The sequence below is a fragment of the Marisediminicola senii genome, from assembly GCF_011057645.1.
GTDB lineage: Bacteria > Actinomycetota > Actinomycetes > Actinomycetales > Microbacteriaceae > Marisediminicola > Marisediminicola senii.
Genome location: NZ_JAALGE010000003.1, coordinates 85,572 through 102,420 on the forward strand (window position 1 = coordinate 85,572; position 16,849 = coordinate 102,420).

Consider the following 16,849-nt stretch of genomic DNA (forward strand, 5'->3'; position numbering starts at 1 on the left):
CTGTCCGTGGTCATGGTGTTCCCCCGTGGTCCGTTGTCGTACATCTCAGGTGTGCCTGGCCGCGCCCGGCGCGGGTCATTCGATGGGTTCCAGGTCGAACCGGCTGCCCTCCACCGCGAGACCGTCGCGGAATGCCGCGAGGGAGTCTGCGCGGGAGTCGATGCGCCAGTCATTGGTACCCAACTCCCCGCCCACGTAGGTGCTGACGGCGAGGTTGAACCAGGAGAGGCCGATGATGTCGGCGTTCTGCGGTGCCGCGAGGTTCTCGAACAGGCTCTCGACCCAGGCCGGCTTGTATCCCCCGGTCTCGCTCGCACCAATCTCGGCGAGGAAGATGGGCTTGTCGCTGACGCGTCGCAGCTCGGCGATGGTCGCCCCGAAGGTGCTGTCGAAATCGTAGGCATCTTCGTCGTAGGGCGGCCGCAGGTATCCCGACATGCCGACCCAGTCGACGTACTCGTTTCCCGGGTACAGCCCGTCGAGGTACTCGCTCGTGCGGTGCGAGGCGGGCAGCCGGTCGACGCGGTTCGGCGACCAGATCCAGAACACCAGGTCGTTCGCGCCCTCGGCCTCGAAGATATCGTGCACGTGCTGCCAGGTCTTGACGTAGTCGCCCGACCGGTTACCGTTGATGGGTTCGCCCCTGCCGGTCGTCTCGGCCCAGGGATACCAGGTGCCGTTCATCTCGTGGTTCAACCGGATACCCATGGGCAGCCCGGTCGCGACGATGTCGCGGGCGTACTGGCGGAGGTAGTCGTCGAACTCGCCGGGCACTCCCGCGGCGGGATCCCCGATGATGCGCGGCAGCGAGTACTCAGGCTCGACGGTCACGCTGTTGGGCGAGCTGATCGGCCGGGACTCCCAAGTGAGGACCGGCAGCGTTCCCTGTTCCCACGCGCGGGTGACGGCGTTGGCGCGGAACGGTTCGTCCCACCCGCCGAAGTAGCCGACGACATTCGGCGTCACGCCGATGTCCGTCGAGATCATGTCGTAGGTCGCCCAGTTGAATGGAGCCTGCTCCGTATAGATGCCGAGGTACGGCGAATCCGGATTCACCACCTGGGCCTTGGTCAGGGTCGTCAGCGGTGCGGCCGGGGCCGGAGCAGCGGGTGCGGGTGCCGGGCTCGGCGATGCCACCGGCGCAGCGGGCGTTCCGGTATTCGCGGGGCGGGTCGACGGTGCCGGGGTGCTGGCCGGCGCCGGTGCCGTCTTCGGTGACGGGAACACCGATGGCCTCGGAGCCACCCGCGGCGCCGCGACGGTCTTGCCCGTGCCCTTGTAGCGCTCCATGGCCTCGATGAGCCCCTCGGCCGACCACAGCTTCTGCTGGATCTCTGCGGACTCGTCGGTTGCGGCGTCGAGTCCCTGCTCACGCCGGGCGAGTTGCGCCTCAAGGTCGGCGATCTCGGCCACCAGTTCCGCGCGGTCCGCCGCGGCGCGGTCGTCCTCGCTCACGCCGGTGATACTGGCTTCGAATGTCTCCGCGACCGAGTTCGACGGGGAGTTCCAAACCACGACGCTCGTGGTGACGAGGCCGCCGATCAGGATGACGGCGCCAGCGCTGGTGAGCCTGGCCCGAGTTCCGGTGGGTGCCCACCAGTGCGATGGCTTCTCAGAAGTTGACAATGACGATCGCCTCCAGAGCGAAGATGGTGAATCCGATCAGGTACGGCCAGGCCGCCTTCGGGTTGAGCGTGCGGCGGGCCGGGCGCTGGGGCGCGGCGATGCGGGTCTGGGCGGCGCGGCGCGGCGAGGCCACGAGGAGCGTGCCGCCGTGGGTGGTCGACCGGTGGTCGTCGAACCCGATATCCCTGAGGAGTGCCTCGTCTGCGGCATCCACCCCATCGACGAGGGGTTCACCCGCGTGTTCGGAGACCGCAGTGTCGTGGGAGGCCCCTCCGCCGTAGGCACCCGCCCTGGTGCCCCAGCCGCTGGCGTGGCCCATACGGAAGAACCCGATGAGCCGAATGGGCATCAGGAACGCGGTGGACACGATGATGAAGACAGGCAGGCGGAAGAAGTCGGACGGCTTCTCTGAGAGGTGGCGCAGCTGGCGGATGGCCATGCTGAGCACCGAGGACACGACCATGAGTCCGACGACGAGGGCGACGCCACTGCCCGCTCCGTACTCGGTGAGGATGCCGCTGTAGAAGTTGTAGCCCTGGCCGGTGACGGCGCGGTAGACCCAGCCGGCGATCACTCCCGCGAGCAGGAACGGCAGCACGATGTCCATGATGAAGAACACCGCGAGCAGCGGGGCGTGCCCGAGCATCCACGGGAGCATGCGCAGCGTGTTGTACTGGCTGCCCCTCGCCCACCGCAGCTGTTGCTTGTAGAGCTTCTTGACCTGCAGCGGGGCGTCGGTGAACACCAGCGAGGTGTGCTGGTAGACGGTGCGGAAGCCCTCCTTGAGGGTCAGGTTGGTGAGTGTGCGATCATCGCTGACCTCGAGGAACACGCCCATGAACCTCTCGGTCATGAAGCGGTCCATGACCCGGATCATGATCGAGCGGCGGAAGGCGATGGTACGGCCGGGGAGGCAGCCGACCTGCCCGACGACGCTCTGCGCTGGCATCGAGTACAGGGCGCGGGAGTTCTCGAGCCAGTCGGCCCAGCGGGTGATCCAGCTGCGTTCCGGCTCGAGGATGCGCTGGCGAGTGGTGGCCCCGCCGACGCTCGGGTCGGCGAACGGGCGCACGAGTTCACTGAGGGTGTTGTCTGTCCACACCGTGTCGGAGTCGACGAGCACCGTGATCTCGCCGGTCGACAGCTCGGTGCCGATCATCACGGCGTTGCGCTTTCCGGGGATGGGCGTGTGCACCCACCGCACGAGCGGTGCGAACTCGTCGCAGACCTCCTGCAGCGCGACGTTGACCGCGCCGTTGATGACGACGATGATCTCGCCGGGGCGCTGCTCGACCATGCGGCCGATGACGTCGCGGAACAGGTCGAGGGGTTCGTCGACGACCGGCACGATGACGCTCGTGGTGCCGGAGAACTCTCCGGTGAACGGCCGGTAGCGGCTCGACAGGATGAGCTTGAGCAACCACATGCCCCAGATGAACGCCGAGTAGATGGCGAACATGTAGATCTCGGGATGCCCCTCGATCATGTGGCGGACCTGAAGAATGAAAATGAACATACGTTCCCCTAAACGTTTGCCGTGATGAGCATTCCGCGGCGCTGGGGGTGATGCTGGTGGTGCTAGTCGAGTGATTATGGGCACGCCGCGAGGCGGGGCGCAAACCGGCGGGGGCGCCATTCGCGTGTGCCCAGCACGGGGGACGTGTCGGCGGCGCCGGGGAACGTATCGGGCGGGGTCCCCCCTTCGGGGGACGCACGCCGTGTCCGTCGTGTGGGGGACACGGCGCCATCACCGCAGCAGGCGGGAATGACCGACCGACGATGGCACAGGGACAACGGAAGCGCTGATGAGCCCCATCACCACGGCGCGATCGGACGCGTCCTGCTGCGCCTGCTCCCCCGCCACCCGCGAACCCGGTGGTTCGCCGAGGTCAGCGCAGACGCCATCAGGTGGGGTACACGATTCGGAGGCGGCCGTCACGCGCGAACGACAGCGCAGGAACAGGAAAACTCGCCGACAATTCACCCACGCGAAACACGGCGCACGCGCCGCGGGCTACCCGGTGGACTGGCTGGCGCCCGGCACGATGCCGTAGAAGCGCCGTTCGAATACCTGCCGGGCGAGCCGGGTCTTGCGCAGGTAGTCGTCTTCGAGCTCGCTCGCAGAACCGGGCGGGTACTCCATGAGCCGGGCGATGCCCTCGAGCTGGGGTCGGTCGACGGGGAGCACGTCGGTGGTCCGCACCATCCACAGGTTCATGCACGAGCGCACCCTCGACGCGAACACCCACGCGTCACGGAGGCGGGCGGCATCCGCCCCACTCACGAACCCCTCGTCGGTCGCCACCGCCAGGGCGTCGAGCGTGGATGTCGTGCGCAGTCCGGGGATGCGCGCCCCGTGCTGCAACTGGATGAGCTGGACGAACCACTCGACGTCGCTCAGGGAGCCGCGCCCGAGCTTGACGTGCCTGGCCGGGTCGGCGGCCTGTGGGAGCCGCTCCGACTCCACCCTGGCCTTGATGCGCTTCACCTCGCGCACCTGCTGGTCGCTGATCGCCTCCGGGTAGCGCACCCGATCGGCGAGGGCGTCGAACGCCCGCTGCAGCGACTCGTCGCCGACCGCGCCCCTGGCCCGCAGCAGGGCCTGCGCCTCCCAGGTCAACGACCACCTGGCGTAGTACGCCTCGTAGCTCGCGAGCGATCGCACCAATGGCCCGTTCCTGCCCTCCGGCCGCAACCCGATATCGAGGTCGAGGGGCAACCGCAGGTCCTCTGCATACCGCTTGATGCGGGCCACGGTCGCTTCTGCCCTGACCTGCGCCTCGGCGGGGGTGGCCGTCGTCGCACGGTAGACGTACATCACGTCGGCGTCGGAGCCGAACCCGAGCTCGCGGCCGCCGTACCGGCCCATGGCGATGATCGCGAACTCGATGCCGTCGTCCGCGCCGCGCGCGAGTTCGAGCAGTCCGGTGAGGATCACGGTGGTGATGTCGGAGAGCGCACGGCCGAGTTGCTGCACGTCGACGGCCCCGAGGATGGCCGCGATCGCCATGCGCAATACCTCGCGGCGGCGTGCGGTGCGGAGTGCGGATGCCGCGGCATCCGGATCCCGATGGCGCGCGATGGTCGCCCGTGCCTCCTCGAGCAGCACCTCGCGACGGCGCGGGGCGAGTTCGCGCTCGTTCTCGAACCACGCGGCCGCCTCGGGGAGCCGCTCGAGCAGCACCCCGACGTAGCGGGCAGACGACAGGGCGCTGGTGAGGCGCTGCGCGGCGCCGGAGGAGTCTCGCAGCATGCGCAGGAACCAGTACGACTCCCCGAGGTCCTCGCTGAGCCGCCGGAAGGCGAGCAGGCCGTAGTCGGGGTCGGCACCGTCGGCGAACCACTGCAGCATGACGGGGAGCAGGTGCCGCTGGATCGCGGCGCGCCTCGACACCCCCGCGGTGAGCGACTGGATGTGAGCGAGGGCACCCTTCGGGTCACGGAACCCGATCGCCAGCAACCGGGCGGCGGCCTGCTCGCTGGTGAGCAGGATCTCATCGTCGCGCAGCGCGGCGACCGCATTGAGCAGCGGCCGGTAGAAGAGCCGCTCGTGCAGGCTGCGCACGGCGAGCTTGGTTCGCCGCCAGGCATCCCCCAGTTCGACCGCGTTCGCGAAGATGCCGGTGCTGCGCGCGAGAACGCGCATGCGGTCGGGATCGTTCGGCATCAGGTGGGTGCGCCTCAGCCGGGAGAGCTGCAGGCGGTGCTCGAGGAGCCGGAGGAACCGGTAGTCGCGCGCGAATTCCGCCGCCTCGGCGCGCCCGACGTATCCGCCGGCGGCGAGGGCATCGAGCGCGGGAAGGGTGCCCGGCTGCCGGATGCTCTCGTCGCCCTGGCCGTGCACGAGCTGGAGGAGCTGGATGGTGAACTCGATGTCGCGCAGCCCGCCCGGCCCGAGTTTGAGCTGGTAGTCGATCTCTGCCGCCGGGATGTTGGCGGTGACCCGCTCCCGCATCTTCTGCACCGACTCGACGAAGTTGTCGCGCGCGGCGCTGGTCCAGACCTTGGGTGCCATCGCGGCAACGTAGCGCTCCGCGAGGTCGCGGTCGCCGGCGAGGGGGCTGGCCTTCAGCTGGGCCTGGAATTCCCACGTCTTCGCCCACCGGTCGTAGTAGGCGATGTGGGACTCGAGGGTGCGCACGAGGGCGCCGTCCTTGCCCTCCGGCCGGAGGTTCGCGTCGACCTCCCAGAGCTCCGGTTCGGTCGAGTAGTCGTGCACCGCGCGCATGGTCGCCATGGCGAGGCGGGTGGCGATCTCCACCGCGCGGGCGTTGCTGACACCGTCGCTGCCCTCCGCAACGAAGATGACGTCGACGTCGCTGACGTAGTTGAGTTCCCGAGCACCGGCCTTGCCCATGCCGATGATCGCGAACCGGGTGCCCGCGACTTCGGCCGCGTCGAAGGAGACGCTCGCGCGGGCGACCGCGACGGCAGCCTCGAGCGCCGCGCCCGCGAGGTCGGCAAGGGCACGTGCGACCACATCGAGGGCGAACAGCGGGTCGGGCTGCGAGAGGTCCCACGCGGCGACGCGAAGCAGCTGCGTGCGGTATCGCACCCTGAGCGCCCGCCATCCCACCTCGTCAGAGGCGGTGGCGACCCCGTCGATGGATGCCCCGACCGACGACAGCAGGTCGTCGACGTAGTACTCCCGCGACGGGGGCGTGCGGAACGTGTCGTCGAGGGCCGCGAGCTGGTCGGGGTGCCGGCAGAGGAATTCGCCGAGCCCGGTCGACGCCCCGAGTACGCGCAGCAGCCGGCCCGCGGCATCCGGCTTCGTCAACACCGCAGAAGCCGCTGCCGGGGCGGACTCCATGAGCGCGCGAAGCTGCCGGAGGGCCAGGTCGGGGTCGGCCGCCACCGCGAAGAGCGGCAGCAACGACGCGTCGTGGCCCGCCGGCTGCACCTCGGCGAGCAGCTCCGCCGAGGCGCTCAGGTCGGAGAACCCCACCTTGGCGAGGTCGGTCAACGCATTCAGGTGCCGCTGCATCGTGGCGCTCCAGACGGGTACTGCGGGTCAGCCGGCCGCGGGGGCAGCCGGCCACGGGGTGTGGCGCTACAGGGTCGCCAGGTTGCTTTTCAGCTCGTAGGGCGTCACCTGGGCGCGATATTCCTTCCACTCCTGCCGCTTGTTGAGCAGCACGTAGTTGAACACCTGCTCCCCGAGGGTCTCGGCGACAAGCTCGGATTCCTCCATGAGCCCGACAGCGCGGTCGAGGCTGGCCGGCAGCTGCTGGTAGCCCAGCGCGCTGCGCTCGGCGTCGGAGAGGCTCCACACGTTGTCCTCGGCCTCGGACGGCAGTTCGTACTCCTCCTCGATGCCCTTGAGGCCGGCGGCGAGCAGCAGCGAGAACGCGAGGTACGGGTTGGCGGCGGAGTCGATCGCGCGGTATTCGACGCGTGCGCTCTGGCCCTTGTTGGGCTTGTACAGCGGAACGCGCACCAGCGCGGAGCGGTTGTTGTGGCCCCAGGTGATGAAGCTCGGCGCCTCGCCCAGCTTGTTCTGCGCCGACCCGCCCCACAACCGCTTGTACGAGTTGACGAACTGGTTCGTCACCGCGGTGATCTCCGGAGCGTGCCGAAGCAGGCCGGCGATGAACTGGCGACCGATCGTGGAGAGCTGGTACTGCCCTCCCGCTTCGTAGAACGCGTTCGAGTCACCCTCGAACAGCGACATGTGGGTGTGCATGCCCGATCCGGGTTCACCGGACAGCGGCTTCGGCATGAACGTCGCGTAGACGCCCTGTTCGATCGCCACCTCCTTGATGACCGTGCGGAAGGTCATGATGTTGTCGGCCGTCGTGAGCGCGTCCGCGTAGCGCAGGTCGATCTCGTTCTGGCCGGGTCCGGCCTCGTGGTGGCTGAACTCGACCGAGATGCCGAGGTCTTCGAGCATGCGCACCGACTGCCGGCGAAAATCGTGGGCGGTGCCACCAGGCACGTTGTCGAAGTACCCGGCCCGGTCGACCGGCTGCGGGCCGTCGACGCCGAATTCGGCGCTCTTCAGCAGGTAGAACTCGACCTCGGGGTGCGTGTAGAAGGTGAAGCCCCGCTCCGCCGCCTTCGCGAGGGTGCGCTTGAGCACGTTGCGCGGGTCGGCGACGGCGGGCTGCCCGTCTGGCGTGGTGATGTCGCAGAACATGCGCGCGGTCGGGTCGACCTGACCCCGCCACGGGAGTATCTGGAATGTGGTCGGGTCGGGGTGCGCCAGCACGTCGGCCTCGTACGACCTGGTCAGGCCCTCGATGGCCGAACCGTCGAACCCGAGGCCCTCGGCGAATGCACCCTCGACCTCGGCCGGCGCGATGGCGACCGACTTGAGGGTGCCGATCACATCGGTGAACCAGAGGCGGACGAACTTGATCCCTCGCTCCTCGATAGTTCGAAGAACGAAGTCACGCTGCTTGTCCATAGGCTCCTCTTTGCTCACCGGGGGGCCTCGCCCACCGCTATTAGGCTACTGGCTATGCCTACCCTCCGCTTGGCACTCGGCCAGACCAACCCGGTCGTCGGAGACCTGCGCGGCAACGCCGACCAGATCGTCGCGGCGGCACACGAGGCGGCCGCATCCGGGGCCGACATCCTCGCCGTCGGCGAGATGGCCATGACCGGGTACCCGATCGAGGACCTCGCCTCCCGCCCCAGCTTCCTCGTCGCATCGGCGGCCGCCGTCCAGCGCCTCGCCGCCCGCCTCGCCGCCGAGGGGCTCGGCGAACTTGCCGTGATCGTCGGGCACCCCGATGGGCCGTTCACGCCAAGGGCGGCGGGCTCCAGCAACGCGCCGACCGCGATCGCCCAGAACTGCGCGAGCGTCATGCATCGCGGCCGGGTGGTCGCGCGGTATGCCAAGCACCACCTGCCCAACTATTCGGTGTTCGACGAGTACCGGGTGTTCATTCCCGGTGACGAGCTGCTCGTGGTGCGCATTCGCGGGGTGGATGTCGCCATCATCGTGTGCGAGGACCTCTGGCGTGACGGCGGGCCGCTCAGCCGCGTCCTCGAGGCCGATGCCGGACTGCTCGTCGTCATCAACGCGTCGCCGTTCGAGCTCGACAAGAACGAGGTGCGGCTGCCGCTCGTCACCCGCCGGGCCATCGAGACCGACACGATCGTCGCGTACGTGAACATCGTGGGAGGGCAGGACGACCTGGTGTTCGACGGCGACAGCGTGGTCGTCGACGGTGCGGGCGCGATCCTCGCCCGTGCCCCCCAGTTCGTCGAGCACCTGCTCGTCGTCGACGTGGAACCGGATGCCGCCACCGACGCGCTGCCGCTGGGCGGCGTCACCCGGGTCGACATCGACGCTCCCGCGGCCCGGCGCCCGGCCCTGGCCCCCTCCGTCGCGCAGCTGCCAGACGACCGGGAACAGCTGTGGAACGCCCTCGTGCTCGGCCTGCGCGACTACGTGCGCAAGAACGGCTTCCGCAGTGTCGTGCTCGGGCTGTCCGGCGGTATCGACTCCGCGGTGTGCGCTGTGCTCGCCGCCGACGCGCTCGGCGCCGGCAACGTGCACTGCGTCTCGATGCCCAGCAGGTACTCCTCCGGCCACTCGCGATCCGACGCGGAGGACCTCGCCGACCGGGTGGGCGTGCACTACACGGTGCAGCCGATCGCCGACCTCGTACGCCCGTTCGAGGACCAGCTGTCGATCGACGGCCTCGCGGAGGAGAACCTCCAGGCACGCGTTCGTGGCGTCATCCTGATGAGCCTCTCCAACCAGCACGGCCACCTCACCCTCACGACGGGCAACAAGACCGAACTCGCGGTCGGCTACTCGACCATCTACGGGGACTCGGTCGGCGGCTTCGCGCCGATCAAGGACGTGCCCAAGACGCTAGTCTGGCAGCTCGCGACATGGCGCAACGCCTGCGCCCGCTCGCGGGGAGAAGTCGAACCCATCCCCGAGAACTCCATCGTCAAGCCGCCGTCGGCCGAGCTCCGGCCAGGCCAGAACGACCAGGACACGCTCCCGGCCTACGACGTGCTCGACGGCATCCTCGACGCGTACATCACCAGGTCGCTCGGCCACGACGACGTGATCGCCCTCGGCTACGACAGGGAGACGGTCGACGAGATCACCCGGCTGGTCGACGGCGCGGAGTGGAAGCGTCGACAGGGGGCCATCGGCCCGAAGATCTCGGGCATGGCGTTCGGCCGGGACCGGAGGCTCCCGATCACCTACCGACCGACGGATTAGGCTGGCCGCATGACGGACGACAGCGCAGCGGCTACCCAGGCAAACCTCAAGCGCGTGCGCACCCGGCACTTTCAGAAGGCCAAGGACGACGGCATCCGCATCACCGGCCTGACGAGCTACGACCAGCTCTCCGCGGGCATCTTCGACCGGGCGGGCATCGACTTTCTGCTGGTGGGCGACTCCGCGGGCAACAACGTTCTAGGGTACGACACCACCCTCCCGGTGACCGTCGACGAGCTGATCCCCCTGGCCCGTGCCGTCGCCGGCGCGGTCTCCCGCGCGTTCGTGATCGCCGACATGCCGTTCGGGTCGTACGAGGCGGGGCCTGACGAGGCACTCCGCACCGCCTTCCGCTTCATGAAGGAGACCGGCGCCCACGCCGTCAAGCTCGAAGGCGGGGTGCGCAGCGCCGAGCAGATCGGCCGGGTGGTCTCCGCGGGCATCCCCGTGATGGGGCACATCGGCTTCACCCCGCAGAGCGAGCACGGGCTGGGCGGCCACATCATCCAGGGTCGCGGCGCCGCGGCCGACGCGTTGCTCGCCGATGCACTGGCGGTGCAGGAGGCCGGGGCCTTCGCGGTGGTGCTCGAAATGGTGCCGTCCACCGTCGCCGCCAGGGTCACCAGGGAGTTGAGGATTCCCACCATCGGCATCGGTGCGGGTCCGCACGTCGACGGGCAGATCCTGGTCTGGACCGACTTCGCCGGCCTCTCCAGCGGACGCATCCCACGGTTCGTCAAGCGGTACGCCGACCTCGATGGCGTTCTGACCGGAGCGGCCTCCGCCTACATCGCGGACGTGGCATCCGGCTCATACCCGGCACCCGAACACGAGTACGAGGAGTAGGGGGCGACGCGACCGGGGGTAGCCCTAGCGGTCGTCCTTCTCCTCTTCCTCGGCCCACGCCCTCGCGCGCGCGGCCAGGATCTCGGGCGCGCGCGCAGCGTCTTCCCTGCTGTCGAACGGCCCGTCGCGGTCGCTGCCGAGGGACTGCTGCCCCTCTTCGACCTCGCGGGTCTTGCGGTTGTACCACCACTGGGTCATCGCGGCCTCCGTCGCTCGTCGTGCGCTCGTACCACCGGGAGCGTCGCCCCGTGGCATCTCACCATAGGATTGAGACTATGCCTCGGGACTCGAACGGACATCTCGTGCCCGGACGGATCTCTCCGCAGCGCACCGTTCCCGCCGGTATCCGGCGACCAGAATACGTCGGGAAGCAGGAGCCGTCGACCTTCGAGGGTTCCGACGTCTACGCCCCGAATGAGGTCGACCTGATCCGCCAGAGTGGGCGCATCGCCGCCGACGCGATCTCCCTCATCGGGCAGCACATCGTTGCGGGCGTGACCACAGACACCCTCGACCGCATCGCCCACGACTACCTCGTCGAGAACGGGGCCTATCCATCGACGCTGGGCTACCGGGGCTTTCCGAAGTCGATCTGCAGCTCCGTGAACGAGGTCATCTGCCACGGCATCCCCGATGACACCGTTCTGGTCGACGGTGACATCGTGAACATTGACATCACGGCATACAAGAACGGCATGCACGGCGACACGAACCGCACCTTCATCGTCGGCGACGCCACCACCGAGGTGACCGACCTCGTCGACCGCACCGCGGAGGCACTGCGGCGCGGCATGAAGGCGGTCGCGCCCGGCCGACGCGTCAACGTGATCGGGCGTGCCATCGAGTCGTATGCGCGTCGGTTCGGCTACGGCGTCGTGCGTGATTTCACCGGCCACGGGGTGGGAGCGGCGTTCCACTCCGGGCTGATCATCCCCCACTACGACGCCGACGCGTTCGACACCGAGATCGAGGCGGGAATGGTCTTCACCATCGAGCCCATGCTTACGCTCGGTGCCCAGGAGTGGGAGCTGTGGCCAGATGGCTGGACGGTCACCACCCTGGACAAGAGCGTCAGCGCCCAGTTCGAGCACACCCTCGTCGTCACCGACCGCGGTACCGAGGTGCTCACCGCGGCGTGATCCACACGACAGCACCACCGCATGACGGCGACAGCGCACGACCGCGACACCGCACCGGGCATCACCCCGGTGCACGCACTCGAGGAAGAGAATGGACACATGACGACAGCAGTGGGAATCGACATCGGCGGCACCGGGATCAAGGGCGCGATCGTCGACGCCAAGACCGGTGAACTCCGCACGTCACGCATCAAGATCCCGACGCCCGCCGGCGGTGAGCCTGATGCCATCGTGGCCACGGTGCTCGACCTCGTCTCGCAGCTCGGCGGCGTCGACAAGAAGACCCCCATCGGCGTCTGCTTTCCCGCCGCGATCGTCAACGGCACCACCATGTCGGCCGCCAACGTGTCTAAGGCGTGGATCGGGCTCGACGCCGAGAAGCTGTTCGAGAAGAGCCTCAAGCGGGACATCAAGTTCATCAACGACGCCGACGCGGCGGGAGTCGCCGAAGTGCGATACGGCGCGGCGAAGGGCACCAAGGGACTCGCGATCCTCACCACCCTGGGCACCGGCATCGGGACCGCTCTCATCCACCGCGGCAACCTGATCCCGAACGCCGAGCTCGGCCACCTCGAGATCGACGGCATCGACTGGGAGACGAGGGCCGCATTCTCCGCGAAGGAGCGCGAAGAGCTCTCCTGGGCCGACTGGAGCGAACGCCTCCAGAAGTACTACGAGCGACTCGAGGCCTACCTCTACCCCGAGCTGTTCATCGTCGGCGGTGGCGTATCGAAGCACGCGGAGAAGTTCCTGCCCCTGCTTCGCCTCCGCACCCCCATCGTGCCAGCGGTGCTGCGCAACAACGCCGGCATCCTGGGTGCTGCGGCGCTCGCGTCCGACCACTGATCCGGCAGGCACCCGACCGCCTCGCGGTACCGCGGGTGCCCGCCGATCGGGTGCCGTAAGGATCCGCCCATCCCCTGTTAGGGATGCGTAAGGATCCTCCAGCGCCTCCTCCCCCGGGTGTTCACTCCTGAGTGACCGGATTGTCGCCGCGCCCTTCGTTGCGCGGCTCCGGGTCACCCTGGAGGAATGCGATGCTCGACCTGGTCTACCTCGCCGGCACGGCTGGCCTGTTCGGCCTGCTCGCCCTGATCGCCTGGGCGGTGGAGAAGCTGTGATTGCCGCACTCGCCACCGCCCTCGCGATCGCCGCGATCGCGTACTTCCTGTTCGCCCTCGTCAAGCCGGAGCGGTTCTGATGGAGTGGCTGCTGTTCGCCGCTCAGCTCGGAACGCTCGCTCTGCTGCTCGCCCTGGTCTACCGTCCCCTCGGCGACTACATGGCCACCGTCTACACCTCGCCCCGCGATTCCCGTGCGGAGAAGGTGCTCTATCGCGTCGTCGGCGTCGACCCGGCGAACCAGCAGAGCTGGTCGTCGTACCTGCGCGCCGTACTCGCGTTCTCCGCCATCGGAGTGCTCACCGTCTATGCGTTGCAGCGCCTGCAGCTCCTGCTGCCATTCGCACTCGACCTGCCAGCCCCGAGCGAGCACCTCTCGTTCAACACCGCGATCTCGTTCGTCACGAACACCAACTGGCAGTCGTACTCACCCGAGGTGACGCTCGGCTACACCGTACAGATGGTGGGCCTCGCGGTGCAGAACTTCGTCTCCGCCGCGGTGGGAATCGCCGTCGCGATCGCCCTGGTGCGCGGCCTCGCCTCGCGGTCGGCCGGCAGCATCGGCAATTTCTGGGTAGACCTCTTCCGCGGCGTCATCCGCATCCTGCTCCCGCTGTCTATCATCACCGCCGTCGTGCTGGTCGCGGGTGGCGTGGTGCAGAACTTCGCCGGCTTTACCGACGTGACCACCCTTACCGGTGGAACACAGTCGATTCCCGGCGGCCCCGTCGCCTCGCAGGAGGCGATCAAGGAGCTCGGTACCAATGGCGGCGGCTTCTACAACGTCAACGCCGCGCACCCCTTCGAGGGCCCTGGCGCCTGGGTGACCATCTTCCAGGTGTTCTTGATGCTGGTGATCCCGTTCGCACTGCCGCGCACGTTCGGGCGCATCGTCGGTGACAATCGCCAGGGCTATGCGGTGCTGGCAGCGATGGCATCCATCTACCTGCTGTCGGTCACTGCGATGACGGCGGCCGAGCTCGCGGGGGGCGGCGCAGCCACCCAGGCCGCGGGGGCCGCGATGGAGGGCAAGGAGACCCGGTTCGGCATCGTGCTCTCGACCCTCTTCGGCACGACGAGCACCATCACCTCGACCGGAGCCGTCAACGCGATGCACGACAGCTTCACGCCCCTCGGCGGTGGAATGGCCATGGTCAACATGATGCTCGGCGAGGTCGCCCCCGGCGGCGTCGGTGCCGGCCTCTACGGCATCCTGGTGATCGCGATCGTCGCGGTGTTCATCGCCGGCCTGATGGTTGGACGCACCCCGGAATTCCTGGGCAAGAAGATCGGCACCCGCGAGATCAAGCTGGCGAGCCTGTACATCCTGACCACGCCCACCCTCGTGCTGGCCGGCACCGCGCTCAGCTTCGGCATTCCCACGGTGCGGGGCGACATCGAGGGCACCTCGATCTGGAACCCCGGCGTCCACGGCTTCTCCGAAGTGCTCTACGCCTTCACCTCCGCCGCCAACAACAACGGCTCGGCCTTCGCCGGGCTCACCGCGAACACCCCGTGGCTGAATACCGCTCTGGGCGTGACCATGCTGCTCGGCAGGTTCCTGCCCATCGTGTTCGTGCTCGCCCTCGCCGGCTCGTTCGCCGCACAGGGCACCGTGCCCGCGACCGCGGGAACGCTGCCCACCCACAAGCCGCAATTCGTCGGCCTGCTCCTCGGCACGGTCGTCATCGTGTCGGCCCTCTCCTACTTCCCCACTCTCGCGCTGGGTCCCCTGGCAGAAGGACTGCTCTAGACATGTCGACAACAACCAGAGAATTGGATGCCGCGAGCCCGGCCCGCGCGCAGCATGCCGGGCAGCCCACCGGGGCGTTCTCGCCCCGCCAGTTGCTCGCCGGACTCCCCGGCGCCGTACGTAAGCTCGATCCCCGAACCATGTGGCGCAACCCGGTCATGTTCGTCGTCGAGATCGGCGCGGCACTCACCACGATCATCGCGATCAGCGAACTGGTCAGCGGACCGGCCGAGTCGGCGGGAGAACCCCTCCCGGCATCGTTCAGCTGGGCCATCGCCGCCTGGCTGTGGATCACCGTCATCTTCGCCAACCTTGCTGAATCCGTCGCAGAGGGGCGCGGCAAGGCGCAGGCGCAGAGCCTCAGGCAGACCCGCACCTCGACCATGGCGAGCGTGGTCGACGGGTACGACCCCGCCGCCGACCCGTCGGCGGAGCGCACCGCCGTGCGCAGCGTGGCCTCGTCGGAGCTCACCCTCGGCGACATTGTCACGGTCAGCGCCGGGGAGCTCATCCCCGGCGACGGCGACATCGTCTGGGGCATCGCCTCGGTCGACGAATCGGCGATCACGGGCGAATCCGCGCCCGTGGTGCGGGAATCCGGAGGCGACCGCAGCGCGGTGACCGGGGGCACCCGGGTGCTCTCCGACCGCATCGTCATGGCCATCACCAGCAAGCCGGGCGAGACCTTCGTCGACCGGATGATCCGCCTCGTCGAGGGCGCGGCCCGCCAGAAGACGCCGAACGAACTGGCACTGAACATCCTGCTGGCCAGCCTGTCGATCATCTTCCTGGTGGTCGTGCTCACCCTGAACCCGATGGCGGGCTACGCCGGCGACACGGTCAGCATCCCGGTACTCGTCGCCCTGCTGGTGTGCCTCATCCCGACCACGATCGGCGCCCTCCTGTCGGCGATCGGCATCGCGGGCATGGACCGCCTCGTACAGCGCAACGTTCTCGCCATGTCCGGCCGGGCCGTCGAAGCCGCGGGCGATGTGACGACGCTGCTGCTCGACAAGACCGGAACCATCACTTACGGCAACCGGCGGGCCACCGAGTTCGTCACCGTCGGAACCGTGCCGCAGCACGAGCTCGTCGCCGCAGCACGCCTCGCCTCGCTCAGCGACCCGACCCCGGAGGGGAAGTCGATCGTCGACCTCGCCGAGGACCAGGGCCACCGCGAGGGCATCGACGGCACCGCGGTCGTCGTGCCGTTCACCGCCCAGACCAGGATGAGCGGCATCGACGGCGCCGCGGGCGTGCAGATCCGCAAGGGTGCTGCGTCGGCGGTGCTCGCCTGGGTCGCCGCGGCCGGCGGAATCAGCCCCGCCGCGGCCGCCCAGACCGAATCGGTCGCGAACGGCATCGCCAAGGACGGCGGAACCCCGCTGGTCGTCGCGAGGCGTGAGCGTGACGGCTCTGCCCGCGTGCTCGGCGTGGTGCACCTCAAGGACATCGTGAAGGAGGGCCTTGCCGAGAGGTTCGCCGACCTGCGCGCGATGGGCATCCGCACCGTGATGATCACCGGTGACAACCCGTACACCGCGGCGGCGATCGCGAGGGAAGCCGGGGTCGACGACTACCTCGCGGAGGCGACCCCCGAAGACAAGCTCGAGCTGATCCGCACCGAGCAGCAGGGCGGCAACCTGGTCGCGATGACCGGTGACGGCACGAACGACGCCCCCGCACTCGCGCAGGCCGACGTCGGCGTTGCGATGAACACGGGCACCTCGGCGGCGAAGGAGGCGGGCAACATGGTCGACCTCGACTCCGACCCCACCAAGCTCATCGACATCGTGAGGATCGGCAAGCAGCTGCTCATCACCCGCGGATCGCTGACGACCTTCTCCATCGCGAACGACGTGGCCAAGTACTTCGCGATCATCCCGGCGATGTTCGCGGGCGTGTTCCCCGGCCTGGCGGCGCTCAACATCATGGGGCTGCACTCCCCGGCGTCGGCGATCCTCTCCGCCATCGTCTTCAACGCGGTCATCATCGTGTTCCTGATCCCGCTGGCGCTGCGCGGAGTGGCCTACCGTGCCGCGAACGCCAGCTCCATCCTGAGCCGCAACCTGCTCGTCTACGGGCTCGGCGGCATCCTCGTTCCCTTCGCCGGGATCAAGCTCATCGACCTCGTCGTGACGCTGATCCCCGGATTCTAGAAAGCCGACAC

The 16,849-nt window shown here is 68.6% G+C and carries 12 protein-coding genes; 7 read left to right on the top strand and 5 right to left on the bottom strand.

Translation table 11 applies throughout. The annotated features are described in order from the left end of the window. Window positions 1-75: 75 nt before the first annotated feature. The 4 genes from G5S38_RS15820 to G5S38_RS03085 form a co-directional block, all read right to left on the bottom strand. The gene (locus G5S38_RS15820; RefSeq protein ID WP_165064100.1) at window positions 76-1,626 is read right to left on the bottom strand and encodes a glycosyl hydrolase; all 1,551 of its coding nucleotides are present in this window, start codon (window positions 1,624-1,626) and stop codon (window positions 76-78) included. Continuing rightward, window positions 1,613-3,142 carry a glycosyltransferase gene (locus G5S38_RS03075; protein ID WP_165064102.1) on the bottom strand — a complete coding sequence of 510 codons (1,530 nt, stop codon included), beginning with the start codon at window positions 3,140-3,142 and terminating at the stop codon, window positions 1,613-1,615. The genes G5S38_RS15820 and G5S38_RS03075 overlap by 14 nt, the downstream gene beginning before the upstream one ends. Window positions 3,143-3,640: 498 nt before the next feature. Further along, on the bottom strand, window positions 3,641-6,613 hold the full coding sequence (locus G5S38_RS03080; RefSeq protein ID WP_165064104.1) for a bifunctional [glutamine synthetase] adenylyltransferase/[glutamine synthetase]-adenylyl-L-tyrosine phosphorylase: 2,973 nt from the start codon (window positions 6,611-6,613) through the stop codon (window positions 3,641-3,643). A 66-nt stretch (window positions 6,614-6,679) separates the two neighbouring features. Continuing rightward, a complete protein-coding gene (locus G5S38_RS03085) occupies window positions 6,680-8,035 on the bottom strand; it encodes a glutamine synthetase family protein (protein ID WP_165064106.1) in 1,356 nt (451 codons plus the stop codon). Between the two features lie 54 nt (window positions 8,036-8,089). Between G5S38_RS03085 and G5S38_RS03090 the strand changes: the two genes are divergently transcribed. Together G5S38_RS03090 and panB are read left to right on the top strand one after the other, a co-directional pair. Continuing rightward, window positions 8,090-9,820, top strand: a complete 1,731-nt coding sequence (locus tag G5S38_RS03090) for an NAD+ synthase (RefSeq protein WP_165064108.1) — start codon at window positions 8,090-8,092, stop codon at window positions 9,818-9,820. A gap of 9 nt (window positions 9,821-9,829) precedes the next feature. After that, window positions 9,830-10,666: a 3-methyl-2-oxobutanoate hydroxymethyltransferase gene (gene panB / locus G5S38_RS03095; RefSeq protein WP_165064110.1), complete on the top strand. Its 837-nt coding sequence runs from the start codon at window positions 9,830-9,832 to the stop codon at window positions 10,664-10,666. A 24-nt stretch (window positions 10,667-10,690) separates the two neighbouring features. On the opposite strand, the gene G5S38_RS03100 is transcribed toward panB, so the two are convergent. Beyond that, window positions 10,691-10,864: a methionine aminopeptidase gene (locus G5S38_RS03100; RefSeq protein WP_165064112.1), complete on the bottom strand. Its 174-nt coding sequence runs from the start codon at window positions 10,862-10,864 to the stop codon at window positions 10,691-10,693. A gap of 77 nt (window positions 10,865-10,941) precedes the next feature. On the opposite strand from G5S38_RS03100, the gene map reads away from it, so the two are divergent. The 5 genes from map to kdpB all read left to right on the top strand — a co-directional run bounded on the left by map (window position 10,942) and on the right by kdpB (window position 16,838). Then, entirely contained in the window at window positions 10,942-11,805 is an 864-nt protein-coding gene (gene map, locus G5S38_RS03105) for a type I methionyl aminopeptidase (RefSeq protein ID WP_165064114.1), read from the top strand. A 99-nt stretch (window positions 11,806-11,904) separates the two neighbouring features. Next, window positions 11,905-12,651, top strand: coding sequence for a polyphosphate--glucose phosphotransferase (gene ppgK, locus G5S38_RS03110; RefSeq protein WP_165064255.1), 747 nt, complete (start codon window positions 11,905-11,907; stop codon window positions 12,649-12,651). Window positions 12,652-12,791: 140 nt separating this feature from the next. Next, window positions 12,792-12,926: a hypothetical protein gene (locus tag G5S38_RS15825; RefSeq protein WP_268921035.1), complete on the top strand. Its 135-nt coding sequence runs from the start codon at window positions 12,792-12,794 to the stop codon at window positions 12,924-12,926. Between the two features lie 79 nt (window positions 12,927-13,005). Then, a complete protein-coding gene (gene kdpA, locus G5S38_RS03115) occupies window positions 13,006-14,679 on the top strand; it encodes a potassium-transporting ATPase subunit KdpA (RefSeq protein ID WP_165064116.1) in 1,674 nt (557 codons plus the stop codon). Window positions 14,680-14,681: 2 nt separating this feature from the next. After that, window positions 14,682-16,838, top strand: coding sequence for a potassium-transporting ATPase subunit KdpB (gene kdpB / locus G5S38_RS03120; protein ID WP_165064118.1), 2,157 nt, complete (start codon window positions 14,682-14,684; stop codon window positions 16,836-16,838). The last annotated feature ends 11 nt before the right edge of the window (window positions 16,839-16,849 follow it).